Below are 15,304 nucleotides of genomic sequence, written 5' to 3' on the forward strand. Positions count from 1 at the left end.
TATGCTGCGTTTGTCGAGGGTAGAGTACTCATCGATAGCGGGAATATCAGGTGTCGATGATTTCCTCCTCACCTTGACCCTGATCAGGAAAGGGGGCTGCTTCCGGCAGGTACGCCTCGGTTTCCAGAAAGCGCCGTAGTACTGCAATGCGCCTCGTTCGGTTATATCGCTTTTGGACGCCTTCAGTCGTCAAACGTCGATATTCCGCGGCAGCCAGTTCAACAGGCGTGTCGTAAACTTTGTCAGACTCCACGGCGAAGTACGCATCAACAAACGCCTTGAACCGTAGATGCACATCTTGACTAGCGACGTGCTTCTGCATCTGATCGCAGACGATCATGAGGGAATATAGGTGAACTTTGGAGCGAAGAAATTTTTTCAGTTCCTCGTCAACGCCGACAACGTCAAGTGCTGCTTTAGCAAGCGCCACAACGGCCTTCTCGTCCTCAACCCGTTCGATATAGGTTTCGTTATATGCATCATAGATTCTGTTTATGTTGGATTGGCTAAGTTCTTCGCTAACGCCGCGACGAAGATAGATCAGTATACTGCTTACAAACTGTATGTCTCGCATGCGCCGAATTTCGGGTTCGGCAAACAGTTTGTTTTCAAGCCAGAGAGGATCGTCCGCAATCGTCTCTGCTGCTTCCAAGAACTGTCCGCTAAATTCCGCATGCCTTAGTTCCTGCGGGTTTAGCGTCATGTTCGTGCTATTGAGACGCAAGAACATCTTGGTGATCTCAGATCGCGGAACTGCAGAAGAGATGAATTTAATGTGGAACTTGTATTTCCAGATTATCGCCTTTTGCTCAGGAGTTAATTCAAAAAACTTCTTGTCTGCAAAAGATGCATCCTGATAGTCTTTGTTCAAAGACGTCCTTCTCAACTTATATTCATTGTTAATAAATCCGACGACCGAACGAATACGTTGCTGTCCGTCTATGATGCTATATTTTGAATCTCCTGTATCCGGATCGGTGTCCGTTTGCCACAGATAAATTTCAGGTATTGGGAAGCCGGCCAGCATCGTTTCAATGAGGCGGATGCGGTGTTTAGGAAGCCAAACAAACTGCCGTTGAAACGAGTCGTCCACGAAAAGGAGCTTCCTTTCGAAATGGTCCTTGATCCATTTCACGTCTCGGCCTTCGTAACTGGTGTGGTCGGCGATATTCAAGCGATTGCTCCCCGTTCTAAGTCTGACTTGATTTTCTGAATACCATGAATGTGGTAAAGTTCGACCGCTTCCCAGTTTTGATAAATGCGGAAATTTATTTCCGAGAATAAGTAAAACTTCTTTTCCAAATCCCTACGTAATGGACCCAGTCGCTTTTCTATATCGCGAAGTTCCTGGCTTGTTTGGGGAAGTTGCTTAAAGCTCACGAATTGGCGAAAAACATCTCGCCTCACACTCGTATCTTTAAACTCGACATCAAAATAGTGAAGCCGAACATAAACATTCCACAATGAATGGAATTGAGAAGGTGACACAATAACAACGTCAATGTCAGACGAGGTATTATAGAGCCTAAAATTATTATTTGGGTTTAGGCTGTAGCCAGTCTTTCCGGATCCGATGAGGCAAACGTTATGCCTCGATACTTCGAAGTGAGAAGCGATCTTCTCCCTGAATCTATCGTACATTCGGGAGGCCATGGCTTCATCCTGATCGCGGCTAAAAACGTATGCCCGATTGCTAAATATCACATCTTGATAAAAATCAGCCGCTGCCGAAGTCCGCAGTTGGTCGCGGAATTCTTCTTTCGAAATCCAACCCATTTACACCCTCAGGCCACCTCCGCACCTGACTAGCTGCTTCATCTAAAAGGTGCAACGGTCATCTCTCCAGCTTGCCGATCTTGATTGATGCCCCCAAAGTTAACCATGTGCTAACCATGCCACGTAATAGTCGGCGGCATGTCCCACAGACCGCTCGATTCGTCACATCCCGATTACGCCACGCTCGCGCCGCTAGTGGAAGCCATCCTTGCTCAAGCCGGTGGATTTGACAGCTTTGCCGAGAACGTGCCTCCCCTTCTCCGCAGGGCTATTGACGAAGTCATCGACGCTCCGCGAACCGATCGATTCACCATCGACCAGACGGAGAAGACCGAAAAGACCTATCTCGGCACCAAGATCGAAATTTTTCTGAGACGCTTCCTTAAATTGTCGAAGGGCAAGACGCTCGACCTCATCGTCAACGGAGTGGAAGTCGACATCAAGAACACAACCAAAACAGACTGGATGGTTCCTCGTGAAAGTTTGGGCCGGCCCGCGATGGTCATCAGGACCAACGAGAAGAAGGCACTATGCGATGTCGGACTCGTAGTGTTCCATAAACACTACCTTGGACTCGGCGAAAACCAAGATAAGAAGGGCCGACTTACTGCCGCTAACCGTGTAAATATCTGGTGGATTCTCAATGAGTTTCCTTATCCTCCGAATTTTTGGGAAGTTTTGCCAAAAAAACAACGCGAAGAAATTATCAATGCCGGGAGTGCAAATTCGATGGTTGCGAAACTCTTTGAGATCATGCAACGAGTTCCGATATCCAGGACACAGATCGAAGTGCTTGCTAAGCAGCACGATTACATGCGGCGTCTACGTAAGGGCGGTGGCGCTCGAGACATTCTCACCAAAAAGGGAATAGCAGTGTTGTCCGGCATCTACGACAAGAAGCTGATCAACGCGCTGGGCCTTGGTCCAGCAACCGGTGAAGAGTTTATATCGGTAACCGCCAAAGATGCTGCCGAAGCCGCGTTGCTTCGAGCGGCGGGGCACATCGACTGATGCGGCGCTCCCAATCACCGCCGAAAGCTTACAGCCATTACATGCAAGGCCACCTTCTCGCAAGCGAGAGCGAGGCATATCGCGGCTACAAAACCCGCGCCCGAAATTGCGAAATTTCCAAGGTTGACGATCGTTGCGCTCTATCGGCACCCGCGAAAACCATCCCCGTTTCCCACAGCCGGCGGGGGCTCTACGGCGCTATTTGATTTGCGCGAGCCCCCGTCGGCTGCTTCGCTTCGCTCCGTCCCTGCGGGATAGAAAACGGTCGCCGTCGCCGCTTGACCATTGCGCGCTTTCAACCGACCATTGAAAGCGGTATCCGAAAATCACAGCACGGCCAAACAACGTGAGCGACAATCCAGAAAAGTTCAACGCACTCAGAAAGGCAGCATATTCCTACGTCAACGAGCACGGCAAGGACGCCGAAGGCTTGCGCCGAACGTGCGAAGAATTCATGCGCCGCTGGTGCGAAACACGCGGCCTGACTGGAACGCGCGAACAGGATGACCGCGCTCTTATAGATTCCGTTGTCCGCTGGACGATGAACCGATACAACCGGCCGCGCTACCGGCCGAAGCGCAGCCGCGAGGAACGCGCAGCGACCTTCCTGATTGCGCCGGGGTTGCTAGAGATGTCTGGCGAGCATTTCGGAAGAGCATCGATACGGAATGCCGCCCGTCTCTCTGACCAGTCGAAAAGTACAGTCGCCAGGCACTTGATAAGGCAGGGCATCGCGCCCAGAAGGGATGCGAAAATCCGCAAGCTCCCAAAGACCGGCCAGCAACTTGTCCGGATATTGGACGCGACGTTTGACCGCCGCGGCGATGGCATTCTTCAACTGGATCGACTCGCCGCAGCCGTCTGGGATGGCGAGGAGCCTCGACACGTCCCAGTGACGACGCAGGCGTCGAGACGGAGGAAACTCGCAACGCTGCTTGTGGACGTTTCCAAGGCCGGCGTGGGATACAGTATCGCCGTCATGGACGACGTATGCGGCATCCTCCGGGGACGCCGCTTCCAGTCCCCGAAGGATACGGCGACGTGGATCGCAGAAAAAAAAATGATTGGCCGTTACCCTGCCATTCAGCACCCCGATCCCGTTACCGAGCCGGCACAGGATTATTTCTGGGCCGATCCCGTCGTTATCGACGTCATGCGCATCATCGACATGGGCGTGACGGGGCACTTCTATCCCGTCGAGAAACTGAACGCGATTTTCCGTTTCGAACGCCTGCTGATCGACATGACGCCCGTCTGGCCCTGGGTCGAGCGGGCTTACCACTCGTTCGCCGGTGACGACATGGCTGAAAACCTGTCAAATCTAGCTGACAAGATCACCGATCCTGGTATCCGCAAGGCGACCAGACGCCTTGCGCAAATCCTTCATGAACTGAAAACTTTCATGGGCGCGTTCCCGGTTTGCTACGACGCATTTCAGACGGTTGATTTTGTGCTGGGCGTCATGGACAAGACCGCCGAGGCCTCGCCCGAGAGCTTCGCTAGGCTGGCTTACATCCGCGACTGGTTCGAAGCCTTCGAAGTCGAAGACGATTACCTCAACGTCCGGGAGCATCTGTCCAAGATGCTGGAATTCGAGAAGGCAGGAACATGGCAAGCGCCAAATGCCGAAACATTGGCGCAATATCAACCGGTTGCGAATATGGAGGTAGGCGCAGGCGAAACCAGACAAAACGAATCAAAATTTGAGATTTTATAGGAATATCAGTTAGATATGAAATAATGTCCCGTTTTCTTTATATAATAAGGGAATCTCTTGGATAGGGGCTTCTCTAGCCCCGCCGGATAAATGGAATGCCGATCCGGGGACAGTCGATCCCGATTCCCGCCGTAGCCGGCGGCGCGATGCTGAACCTCCTACGGCTGCCCTTTTTAACCGGTCTCGACATGCGCGAATTCCCGCGTCATCCCCGTCACCGGGGAGCGCCGTGCTTGCCGCTCCGATGCGCTCTTCTTCGCCACAGACGCGATTCCCGCCGGAATGGCCCCACGGGACCATTTTGAGAAAAGGGTGCTGTGCGGCCACGTATAGAGCCTCATACAACACTAATATACGTTCGGATGGATCAGACTACCCATGAATCCATTTCCCCACCCTCACCTTCAAGCCTACCGCCGTACTCACTCCGTCAACGGCTTCGCCGTCCTTCACTTCGTTGCGGCCCTTCGGGTGACTTCCGTTGCGTGCGGCGGTCGGTTGAAGGCATCGAACAGGGAACATGCCGATCAATTCGGAGTCTTCAATTATTTTCCCGCCCGACCGCAACTTTGCCGCGTTATTCCCTGGGCTCCATCACCTGAAAATGCTATAAAACCAACAGTTAAAAACACCGAAAACCGAAAGGAAATCAAATGCTTCTTCTTCGCGGGATGACCTTCCCCATCGCCCTTTTTACGCTCGCCGCGGCCTTCGTAATCGTCAACAAAGCGCCCAGCGGACTGCTTGAGGTTGTAAGCATTTTGCTCTGGGCGATCCTCGGAATTACGCTTCTTGTCCGTTTTTTTCGGAAAATCCTCGGAAGATAAAAAATATTTGGCCGAAAACAGAAATTTATTCCGCCATCCGCCCGTCGGAGTCTTTCATTACGGTCTAATTCAAGACTCCATTACATTCGCACTAAGCAATCTTTAGAATCTAATTCTACCAAATTAATTAAAGACACCGATTTTTGTTGACGAAACACTGCACATTAGCATATTTTTCTCACCTTCACGACGAAGGTTACAACAAAGAGGACGATATATATATGAGCAATACTACAATCAACTGGTATCAACCGTGGTACTACGGCAATGCCTCCCAAGCCTGGGACGCCGCAGAAGTCGCGATCGAGACCGAGACGCCCAACACGATCACGACGCTCACTCTCTGGCCGTTCGTCGGCCTCGTTCCAGGTCCAGATGCCGAGCGCTGGATTTGCTCGCTGGACATCGGAGCCGGCGACGGGCGCACCGTCCGGCCGTTCCTCCCGCCGTTCTTCGCCAGTTCCTACGACGAGGCGATTGAAGCCATTGAAATGACTGTCAACAACATTGCGCGCGGCGCAAGAACAGCCCATAAAAAAATTGCACATATGTGATTTTATGGCTTGACGCCGACGAGAATCGCTCTGACCATCAATGTAAGGATGTACTTGTTTACATCGTTACATGAAAGGAAATCCCCAAAAATGCCAACCGATACAATCAATAACCTGCGAGAGCGGGAACAGCGAAGCCATGCCGCAAGGCTTACTATCAGTCTGCCGCGCGATACTCACGCGGCACTCAAAATCCATGCCGCACAACGTCAAACAACCATCCGCGAGATCGTCACCGACCTCGTACACAAAGAAATCGAACAGGAGAATGCATGATGAAGATCGGAAAACACGGAATCAAGATTGACGATCTCGAACAGGTCGAAGCGGTTCTTGCCGAGGTGAACGGGCCTCGCGCGAGCAAATGGGTTGCTGATTTCCTGACTGTCACTGGCATTTCAGCAAAGGCCGACAAAAAGCTTGATGCGGCTGGCCTTTCTGCAAGCGCCCGCATTGGTGCAGTTGTAGAATTCTACGGACACGTGCCGGACACGAAAGCATACAAATACGCAGTCAAGACAACCCACTTCAAGTTAAGGTTGTTCAAGGACGGTTGGCGGCTCGCGCACGCCGAGGAGGCCTACCGACATCCAACTTCAAGTCGCAACTGGCGGGTATTGCTGACAGATCTGCAAATTTACCTGGTCGCGAAGATCGCGCTTGAAGGCTTCCATGGGATTCAAGGCGGAGCGAATCGCATTCCGAACGCGCTCGAATCCCTCCAAGTAGCAGCGTGAGGGGCGGACTCAATTGACAAAATTCACCGCAATTCCAAGGGAAAAATTTCCCTTGGACTATTCAAAATACAACCGAATGTGCACCGAGATTCAGGCGTCAGCGCGCGGCTTTGCTGAGCTCGGGACCGCCGACAGCGCCGCGGTCGCCCGCGAACTCCAAGAAGTCCATGCGCGGCTTGCACGCGCATGGGAGATGATTCAGCGGATCGAAGACAGTGAATTTGTGAATGCGAAAAACGAACGAAAGGAAGCATGAAATGGAAGTAACAGTACAAAAAAAGAAGGTTTGACGATCGCTCAGGCGTTTCCGGATGCGATTGTTGCTAAGAATCTAGTCGAAGCTGGAGTACACTCCCTTGGCCATCACTTTTTCTTCGCCGAAGAGGAAGCATACTACAGCGTGTACTGCTTTCAGAGTCGTGATCCCGCGGAACAAGTCCTGATGGCTTACAGTGAGGAATGGCTGCCGCCCACGAATAGGAAGAAAGAAAACTGGCGTCCTCGCAGCGTTTTACCTCGAGACGGCGTCATCTGACAGCGACAACCTAGCTAGAATCCATTAGACGATGGACAATCAGCCGAATTGCGACAGTTAGCGGGTGCATGCTGATATGTCTTAAGACATACAATGTCAGCGAACTGCTATCACACTGACGTAGTGGTATAATATTGGAGGTTCCATGAAAGTTGAGTTCCAGGGCGGCTTGGACGGTCTGTGTGGTATGTATGCTCTTGTGAATGCATTTATGCTGTTCGGCCACACAGATGGCGAGAAAGTTCTCAGAGAGGCATGCCGGGCATTGAGCCAGTCGCGCTGGCCAGAGGTCTTGACTGAAGGAACTACTTTTGGGGACATGCAAAGGATGGCGAAGCGGTGCAAGGAGAAGCTCCATACTAAGAACATGGAAATCCGCTATCCGTTCAAGAAAAACGTTCCCGGCACTAACAAACAATACTGGGAGCGGTTCGATGAGATTTTCAGCGATGAGGATGCTGTTTGCGCCATCATTGGTATTTGGGAACCAGCCGCGCATTGGATCATCGCCGTTCATTACGACGGACATATGCTCTTCGTTGACAGCACCGCAGGGAGGCCAGTCTCACGCAAGAGACGCAGCAGCCTCTATGCAGGAAAGCGTAAAGCCAGACCCACGCAGTGGCTCATCGATCCACAAGAATTGATCGTTTTTTATCAGGTGTGACGCGCGCGCCCGTCAATAAGTTGGCATATGGCACAGAGCAAAGTACTCCGCTCTGTTGCGTTTTCCTGCGAGAGTACCAAAGCCAAATTCGTCGCAACGCCAGGAATGCCCTGATATTGATTTTACCGCTTCACGGATCGCCGAAAGCATGCGCGCTCGTTGCGCAAGCGGCAGGGCCTGAAATCGAGGCAACTGAGGCGGCTTAAAACTCCACTACCCCCACAACGAAAAAGGGCGGCAGAAATGCCACCCTTTTCAAATCTGCCTGCATGACGGTCAACGATAAACACCATATATTTCAGAGCCGCCTATACTGGCGGTTGAAAGCCCCCAAGGGAAGATAACTCGAAGTTTCTTGCTGCCCTTCGATGTTTTAAGAATGTCCGAACGGGACAATTCAGTCAACAAGAAAATGCGATTCCCTGAATAAAAACAGCAAGTTGCAAATTGTATTTTAAAACTTGCTCCGTTGAGGAAGGGCCTCCAGCGCCACGACCAGCAACGCCGGCACGGCGCAAAACACCGTCAATGTCGCTACCGTGGCCGACAGATGCGCCAAGCCCGCCAATCCCGAAGCCGTCGCCAACGCCAGCCCGCCAGCCGTCCCAAAAAGTACCTTTTTCATTTCGTTTTCCCTTCATCTTTTTTGAGCTTTTCGTGCTTAGCCGGCCCTTGCGGTATCATTTTAGGCAGACTTCCCCGGCCGGCCAAAGCGATCATCCCACCAAATGCCCCGGAAACAAGGCCGCTTTCGCCGGCCGTCCCCGGAAGGCCGAACCAGGTCAACACGCGATCCGGGAGGGACCAGATTTGCCCGAATCCTTTGATGCACGAGTACCAGACGAGATATGTCTGGATTGCTGTAAGGGTGAGAAAGCCGAGCAGCCCGACTACATGGCCGCCGGTTTGGGCAAGGAACGCAGTCGGCCAAAGACTATCGAGTGTGCCGAGCAGGACCTCGAAGAATCCGTACGCGCCGAATAACGCCAGAATCGCCAAGGCGGGCCGAAAGAAAATGTTGACGGTGAAGAGGATGCCAAGCCGGACGCTATCCCCTGCGAAATCGTCCCCGCTATCCATTTTCAGCCACCGGAGGCACCACAACGGCAGCGCAATCATGGCTTCCATGAGCGCCGAGAGCAGGGCAATTCCGGACATTAGCATGAAGACATGCGGCATGATCGGAATTATATAGGCTCGCAAATCGCCGATAAGGAATACCGGGCCGACGATCCACTTTGACCAGTCGAGCAGATAGTTTACGCCGCCGGCACCGAAAAATTTGGCGACTGCGTTACCCGAGACAGCGGCAATGGTTCCGCCCGCGGCGATGGCTGCCCAGCCGGCCGCGAGCATTGAATGCCCGGACGAAACTAGCTTCCCCATCGCATCTTTGCTCTTGTCGTCGTCAGTCGGCGTAGCAGCCCATTCGACAATTGATCGGGAGACAGGCGCAAGGAGCTTGGTTGTGGCATCCGCGGTCTCGTCCCCCGCGGAAGCGAAGTCATTGGCGCTCAGGTTCACCCTCTCGGCTTCGCCAGACACCTGGAGTTTTAGGGCTGAGAATGCACGATCGAGCGCTTCCTTAAAATCTCCGTCGACGCGCGGCGGAACGTTTTCGAGGCGCTCATTACTGAGAGACGTAGTGAGCGCCGAGACTTGGCTAAGATTTTGCCAGTACATACCGGCCGTCAAAAAGCCCCGCTGCTGGGCGGCGGCGACGAGCCCGGACCTTCCTGCAGTGTCAATTTTTGCGGCTTCTGCCTTGGCCGCGGAGGCAATCGCTTCGTCGAAAGCAGCGCCGGCCGCGCGTATGTCCTGGACGAGTCGCGGTGAAAGGACGCCCGACGACACGGCATTCGTCGCCGACGATGCCGAGGAAAGCCCTGACGTCTCGGCGGCCAGCTTCGCATACCTCTGCGCTTCCGCCCTGAATTTCAGCACGAGGGCCTTGACGGCTTCGCGCCGCGCTTCCGTGAAGGCATCCCGGTTTTTAGGCGCGGTGTACGAAAAGCGTCCGCACGTCCCGCCGTAGCTCCAAGTGATGAGCCGCCCGTAACCTGGTGCGTCGGGGGTTGCCTCGGTAACGACGCCCTGCGGCTCTGCGAGCCGCGCAGACCAGCCCCACAGATCGCCCGCGCGATTGTAAACGGCGGCGCAAATCTCATGCTGCAGCACGGTCATTGCAACCGTCGACCCGTCGACTGACACCGGGAGAATCGTCGTGCCATCTTCAACAACGGACTTGATGCCCGTGCCAGCCAGCGCGTTCGCCAGGTTGATACCCCCCGCGCGACGATATCGCGGAGGACGTAGTGCACACTGGAAAAACCAGTGTTCGGCAACGGGGCCAACAGTCCGAGACCGACAACGATCCGAAGCGGGGACCAGATTTGGTGCCATCTGTTGCCGAGCACCTGCCCGCTGTGCGCCGTCGCTACGATGCCAACAACACTCTGATAAGCTACAAATAAGCCGCCGAGGAAGAACAGCGCGGACGTAAAGACTTGGATAACGTGGCCCCACATCGTCGTAGCCTCGCTCGGGAGAACGGCATTCACGATTTGCCAGGCAATATCAGTTGATGGTGGCTCAGCGAGAAGGTCAATCATCGTGCTCCCCCCATTTTCAGAGTGGGAGCCGCCGGTTCTGACTCCGCCTCGACCTTCTTTTTCTGGTTCGCGGCCTCGTCGGCCTTCGCTTTGTCTTCGAGATCGAGAGCCCGTTTTTCTGCTCTCGAAAGCGTCACAGGAAATCCCCGCGGCATGAGACGCGGTGCAGGATGAGGCTTGGCCGCGGTCCCCGCTTTGCCAGCGCCAGCGCTCCCCTTGTCGTCTCCGCCTCCAGAACCGCTCACGGCATCGCTTGCCGTGGGCGCATTGTCGGAGGCAGAGGCAGCGGCTTGCCGATCAAGAATCACCTCTCCGATTGCTTCCAGATCGGGTAGGACATGCCAAATCGCAGCCATCCATGGCCGCTTGAGCTTCATCCCGCGTTCGCGCAATTCTTGCGTTTTCTCGCTGATGCGCGCGTTAAGCGAGTGCCAGCCCGAGCCATCCCCGACCGCCAGCCGCTCAAGATACGCCAACAGCGGCGGCGATTCTTCTTCGAGAAAGCGCTGCTTGACGCCAGTTGGCCGCCCGCGGACGGTGATGCACCAGCGCACAATTTCGGCTGCATATGCCGATGTGTACGGATCAGGCATCCCGAAATCGCGAATGAGTCCTCGAAGTCCTTGACTCAGATTCGGTTTTACCACGGCGTCGGCCCCCCGGGAGATGGCGCTCGCTCTGGCTCCGTTGCGGCAGCCAAAGCCGCCGACAAGGACTGAATTTGCGCATTTGCCGACGCGAGCCGCTGGCTCTGTTGCCGCATCTCGTATCGTGTTTCGGATGCCTTCTTTTCAGCCGCCTTCGCCTCGGCCTTCGCCGCCGCTGCAGCCGCCTTGGCCTTCTCCGCCGACTTCGTCGCCGCCGCCAGATCGCGCGCGAATTCCCGCCGAATCTGCGACCGAATGCGTGATTCATGAATGCCGTCGAATGCGGCCCGAACAGCGCCGCCGACGCCCTGAAATTTTTCCGCCTGGGCGTGTACCTTGGCGGCATCGGCTCGCATCGCCGCCGCTGCCGCCCGTGTCCGATCGATGTATGCTTGCCCGTCACGCCGCACGACCGCCGCGCGCTCGACGGCATTCTTGAGCGCCTTGGCTTGCGCCTGTTCCGCGAGCCATTCGGCTCGCGTCAGCCGGCGGCGCTGGGGGCCGAGCCTCGTAAGCCCGCAAGGCACGCCGACGGCTTCGTGATAAGAGTCTTGCCATTGTCGTAACGCGGACTGGTACGCAGCATTTGACCGTTTATTAAGCGCCTTACCGTCCTCACCTGGTCGCCGTCCTTCCGCCATCACGGCGCGTTTGGCGACGATGCCAGGATGAAAAACAGCGGCCCGAAGTTCCTTGTCTGATGTCGGCAAGACGTATGCATGCACGTGCCACTGCTTCTCGTCCGTGTGTCGGACGACCGACTTTAGCGCTGGCCCGTACTGCTGCCTGAGCCAAGCAATTGTGCGTTTTTCCCAGTCTCGCACCTCCGCCGCCTTGGCCCTGTCGGCTCGGACTTCATCGACGGTGTACGGGTGCGAAGCGACGACGGTATGCAGCGTTTTTTGTGCGCTGCTGATCTTGCGCAACTTGCCCTTTGCACCAGGCGTCATTGCCGCCGCGGCCGCCGCATCGTGCATCTGGCGGACTTCCTCGACCCCGACGCCATAAATCACGGTCGGGGGCGACGGCTCGCGGACGTGGACTGAGGCGATGGGCTTGCGGTCGGCTTCATCAAAAATGAAATCCGTCGACCGTCCTTTGTCGTCGGCTTTGCGGCTCCAGCACTCTAAATGCACAAATTGAAAAGCCATGAATTGGAGACACTCAGATGAATGCCTGAATCGTGCTCCCGAATCCTGCCGGCGGAAAGCAAAAAGTACGATGATAGTGACCGACTATCATCATTCCTTCGTCATGATGTCGGCTCTCCGAGTGCCTGGCAGGGGCCTAGTCGTCGCTGGGCGACGAGGCAGTCAAGTGACTGCCAAGGCTCGGTGACTTCGCCTATCGGCTCGGGGCGTTGCCCAAGGACGGCGGGGAACCGCCGTCACGCCGCAATGCGGCAATCGCGGTCTGGGAAAGCCGGTCCCATCCCGCGAGCGGAAAAAAGGCCCGAGTGAATGTCACTCAGGCTTGGCATCATTCATGCTGTTGAAAATCGTTGTCGGGGAACGGCGGACTGTCCGATCGCGGCACACCGATCCAGACAGCAATCGTGGCAATGAACAGCCCGATTGACACGACGGACAACGCGCCGTGGATGAGGTCGATCATTCGACCTCCGCTTGTTCCTGCTGGCGGACAAGGCGGCTCACGAAGGAAATCACCTGTTGCCTCTGCCACTCACTTTTTAGTCTCGAAAACACCCGCACTAATTCGGTCGAGTCCTGAACACTCTCCATATCGATGGGCGGCAGTTCTTCATCGTTCAAAGTCATTTTCCCCCGCAGGATTGCTTGATTGAGATAATCGACAATTTCAGGCGAGTGGCGGCAGGCAAAGTTCTGCTATCCTCAGAATCAGCCATGATTCGAGCTCCAACCAGCTTGATTGTGGTCAGGCAGGCAGGACGTTGCACCGTCCTGCCTAGCCGCCTGCCATTGCAGATGGGAACTCATTACGCGAGAAATGACGGCGGATCAAGAAAATTCGCCTACAGTAGGCGAAAATAAAATGCTTCCAGTTCAGTGCCGTATGGCACGCACCGCCCTTGGAATGAAAATTGCGGAGCTTGCAGAGCTGGCAAATGTTTCCACGAACACGGTGGTGCGTTTTGAGAGGGGTGAGGAACTCAAGGAATCGACCGTGACGCAGCTTCGGATTGCCCTCGAGAATGCGGGGGTAGTATTTATTCCCGAAAACGGCGGTGGCGTTGGCGTGAGATTGCGCGCGCCATAAGAGTCTGACTTAGGAGATAGAGCTCGTGTCAGAACACTAGCCAACTAATATTTTTCACCGATGTCATACGGATAGCCAAGAGGGGTGAAGTAAGTCCACGGGGAAGAAGGACCTGCTGAATGAAATTCGACGTTCACGAACTCTACAAGAGCAAGACTATCCGCATGCCGTCTCCCGGTCAGTGCATCTACTGCGGCGACAAGGAAGCCAAGCTCCGGGACGAGCATGTCATTCCTTATGCGCTCGCAGCAAATATGATGATCCTCGAAAAGTCGTGCTGCGAGACATGTCAGAACATCATCCAGCGTTACGAGCAGGAAGTGCTGAAGAAGCAGTTGGGCATATTCCGCGCTCAGGTCGATGCGCCTTCGCGCACAAAAAAGAAAGATCGGATAACTCACGTCGATCTACAATTCGTGGAGCTCGATGACACAGGCCAATTGATGAGGGACTTGGGCATTCACTCGATCCCCGTCGAGGAACTGCCTCTCGCCGTCCACCTCTGGCAATCACCTATGCCGCGACGCCTACGCCCCCCTATCACGCTTCGACAGGAGCAGGGGACGTCATGGTCATTCGTAGATCACGACGGCATTAACGTCCTGTGCAACAAAGTCCGAGAGGAAACCGGCGCAAACCACGTCGCCTATAAATCGGGGGAAGTCAACCGCCTTCATTACCTAAGGTCACTCGCGAAGACCGCACATGCCTATGCGGCAGCCCAGTATGGTCTAGACGCCTTTGAACCATATTTGCTCGACCTCATCCTATGCCGCTCCAATGACGTAGCCGAGTTCGTAGGCGACGACCCCTTTGAATCGCCTGTCGAGGATACAGACGGCCACACGTTGCAGATATTCCTGGGCGAAGCCATGGGCGGCGAAGAACAAGGACTGATCGCTACTCGTTTCCAGCTCTATCCCACGCTGGGTAGTCCTGCGCACTTGGTCGTCGTGGGCAAAGCAAAGATCGACATTCAGAAGAGGCTTGCAGGCGAGATTTAGCCGCCTGCCCTGTCTGAGGGAGCATCCGTTTGTCCGCTCCTTACTTCCGAAAACGGGCTGGCGGCAATCCATCCCATCCGAAACACAGCCCAAGCTATTACGGTCAGCATCAAATAGCTCTTGCGCGTAAAATCTCGTGATTTTCGGTGCCCCTCTCAGTCCCGATAAACTCTGATGGTTGTCAGCAAATCCGTTGACTTCCCGTGCATTCAGCCATTAAAAAGCGATGCACAACGTTGGTACACACAACACCAATTTGACGGCCTTAGAATCCTTATTTTCTGGGCTTTTTGGGGCGTTCAGGCGGGAATCCCTCCCTCTCCGCCAGCGAATTTTCACTCTTCGCCAATTAACGCTAAGCTTTTGGTTTCCCCGCAGTTTTTCTGAGCGAGCAGCCCTGCACAGGCTCTGCTACCATGAAAAACACGCGCAATGTATCGCGCCCCGTATCGTCCCATGTATCGCCGGACGACGCCGGAATCATTTCCGCGAAGAAACGGAATCGCAAACTTAAAAAGCGATCTTCCGGACTCTACCTAGTGAGAAGCGGCGGCATTTATCTCTTTCAGATCAGGTTGCCGAAACGGATCGGCGGCACGAGCGCACGTCCTATCCGAGTCAGCCTGGGCGCGCTTGCCCATCAGGAAGCGAGAGAAATCGCCGGTGCGCTTGCCGTTCTTGCGCGTCAGGCATTCAGGGAGATCGAGAAGAGAATGGCCGGAAATCAAGCATGGGGCATTGCCGCTCTCCTTGGAATCGATCCCGACGACATGCATGCCGATGACGATTGGCCCTACGCGTTTACTAGAGCGTGTCCGTTGAACGCGGAATCGTATTGAGGATTCCCCTGGCTGCGGAATTCTGATTCCATCGCTCCGACTGGTGATTTGGTCGGAGGCAATATGACCTGAGAGCGGCGGTGCAAAAGTGGGCCACGGTAGCGGCGGAATAATCCAGCCGCGGGCGGAGTAAAAACCGG

General features: G+C 54.7%; 18 protein-coding genes. 10 read left to right on the forward strand and 8 right to left on the reverse strand.

Annotated features, from left to right (window positions below; genetic code table 11):
* Positions 1-46: 46 nt before the first annotated feature.
* Both IEX53_RS17455 and IEX53_RS17460 read right to left on the reverse strand, forming a co-directional pair.
* Complete coding sequence (locus IEX53_RS17455) at positions 47-1,174, reverse strand: DUF262 domain-containing protein (RefSeq protein WP_188825466.1); 1,128 nt, start codon at positions 1,172-1,174, stop codon at positions 47-49.
* Positions 1,171-1,776 (reverse strand): hypothetical protein, encoded by a 606-nt coding sequence (locus tag IEX53_RS17460; protein ID WP_188825467.1) that lies wholly within the window; start codon positions 1,774-1,776, stop codon positions 1,171-1,173. Before IEX53_RS17460 ends, IEX53_RS17455 begins: the two co-directional genes overlap by 4 nt.
* 138 nt (positions 1,777-1,914) lie before the next feature.
* On the opposite strand from IEX53_RS17460, the gene IEX53_RS17465 reads away from it, so the two are divergent.
* The 7 genes from IEX53_RS17465 (at position 1,915) to IEX53_RS17495 (ending at position 7,824) form a co-directional block, all read left to right on the forward strand.
* On the forward strand, positions 1,915-2,787 hold the full coding sequence (locus IEX53_RS17465; RefSeq protein ID WP_188825468.1) for a NaeI family type II restriction endonuclease: 873 nt from the start codon (positions 1,915-1,917) through the stop codon (positions 2,785-2,787).
* A 346-nt stretch (positions 2,788-3,133) separates the two neighbouring features.
* Positions 3,134-4,504: a hypothetical protein gene (locus IEX53_RS17470; protein WP_188825469.1), complete on the forward strand. Its 1,371-nt coding sequence runs from the start codon at positions 3,134-3,136 to the stop codon at positions 4,502-4,504.
* 1,048 nt (positions 4,505-5,552) lie between these two features.
* Positions 5,553-5,885 carry a hypothetical protein gene (locus IEX53_RS17475; protein ID WP_188825470.1) on the forward strand — a complete coding sequence of 111 codons (333 nt, stop codon included), beginning with the start codon at positions 5,553-5,555 and terminating at the stop codon, positions 5,883-5,885.
* A 90-nt stretch (positions 5,886-5,975) separates the two neighbouring features.
* A complete protein-coding gene (locus IEX53_RS17480; RefSeq protein WP_188825471.1) occupies positions 5,976-6,161 on the forward strand; it encodes a hypothetical protein in 186 nt (61 codons plus the stop codon).
* The gene (locus IEX53_RS17485) at positions 6,158-6,622 is read left to right on the forward strand and encodes a hypothetical protein (RefSeq protein ID WP_188825472.1); all 465 of its coding nucleotides are present in this window, start codon (positions 6,158-6,160) and stop codon (positions 6,620-6,622) included. Before IEX53_RS17480 ends, IEX53_RS17485 begins: the two co-directional genes overlap by 4 nt.
* A gap of 13 nt (positions 6,623-6,635) precedes the next feature.
* Positions 6,636-6,878, forward strand: a complete 243-nt coding sequence (locus IEX53_RS17490; protein ID WP_188825473.1) for a hypothetical protein — start codon at positions 6,636-6,638, stop codon at positions 6,876-6,878.
* Between the two features lie 424 nt (positions 6,879-7,302).
* Positions 7,303-7,824, forward strand: coding sequence for a hypothetical protein (locus tag IEX53_RS17495; RefSeq protein WP_188825474.1), 522 nt, complete (start codon positions 7,303-7,305; stop codon positions 7,822-7,824).
* Between the two features lie 454 nt (positions 7,825-8,278).
* On the opposite strand, the gene IEX53_RS17500 is transcribed toward IEX53_RS17495, so the two are convergent.
* The 6 genes from IEX53_RS17500 to IEX53_RS17520 all read right to left on the reverse strand — a co-directional run bounded on the left by IEX53_RS17500 (position 8,279) and on the right by IEX53_RS17520 (position 12,855).
* Entirely contained in the window at positions 8,279-8,449 is a 171-nt protein-coding gene (locus IEX53_RS17500) for a hypothetical protein (protein WP_188825475.1), read from the reverse strand.
* Complete coding sequence (locus IEX53_RS17505; protein ID WP_188825476.1) at positions 8,446-10,227, reverse strand: DotA/TraY family protein; 1,782 nt, start codon at positions 10,225-10,227, stop codon at positions 8,446-8,448. The genes IEX53_RS17500 and IEX53_RS17505 overlap by 4 nt, the downstream gene beginning before the upstream one ends.
* Before the next feature lie 205 nt (positions 10,228-10,432).
* Positions 10,433-11,083 (reverse strand): hypothetical protein, encoded by a 651-nt coding sequence (locus tag IEX53_RS17510; RefSeq protein ID WP_188825477.1) that lies wholly within the window; start codon positions 11,081-11,083, stop codon positions 10,433-10,435.
* Positions 11,077-12,234, reverse strand: a complete 1,158-nt coding sequence (locus tag IEX53_RS17515) for a plasmid recombination protein (RefSeq protein ID WP_188825478.1) — start codon at positions 12,232-12,234, stop codon at positions 11,077-11,079. Before IEX53_RS17515 ends, IEX53_RS17510 begins: the two co-directional genes overlap by 7 nt.
* 328 nt (positions 12,235-12,562) lie before the next feature.
* Positions 12,563-12,697 (reverse strand): hypothetical protein, encoded by a 135-nt coding sequence (locus IEX53_RS24185; RefSeq protein ID WP_268902601.1) that lies wholly within the window; start codon positions 12,695-12,697, stop codon positions 12,563-12,565.
* Positions 12,694-12,855, reverse strand: a complete 162-nt coding sequence (locus tag IEX53_RS17520; RefSeq protein ID WP_188825479.1) for a hypothetical protein — start codon at positions 12,853-12,855, stop codon at positions 12,694-12,696. Before IEX53_RS17520 ends, IEX53_RS24185 begins: the two co-directional genes overlap by 4 nt.
* 241 nt (positions 12,856-13,096) lie before the next feature.
* Here IEX53_RS17520 and IEX53_RS17525 point away from each other — a divergent pair, with 241 nt between their 5' ends.
* From IEX53_RS17525 to IEX53_RS17535, 3 genes are all read left to right on the forward strand, one after another.
* Positions 13,097-13,321 (forward strand): helix-turn-helix domain-containing protein, encoded by a 225-nt coding sequence (locus tag IEX53_RS17525; protein WP_188825489.1) that lies wholly within the window; start codon positions 13,097-13,099, stop codon positions 13,319-13,321.
* Between the two features lie 119 nt (positions 13,322-13,440).
* The gene (locus tag IEX53_RS17530) at positions 13,441-14,325 is read left to right on the forward strand and encodes a hypothetical protein (protein ID WP_188825480.1); all 885 of its coding nucleotides are present in this window, start codon (positions 13,441-13,443) and stop codon (positions 14,323-14,325) included.
* Between the two features lie 416 nt (positions 14,326-14,741).
* A complete protein-coding gene (locus IEX53_RS17535; RefSeq protein WP_188825481.1) occupies positions 14,742-15,164 on the forward strand; it encodes a hypothetical protein in 423 nt (140 codons plus the stop codon).
* The last annotated feature ends 140 nt before the right edge of the window (positions 15,165-15,304 follow it).

This window comes from Paramesorhizobium endophyticum, from assembly GCF_014640615.1.
GTDB lineage: Bacteria > Pseudomonadota > Alphaproteobacteria > Rhizobiales > Rhizobiaceae > Paramesorhizobium > Paramesorhizobium endophyticum.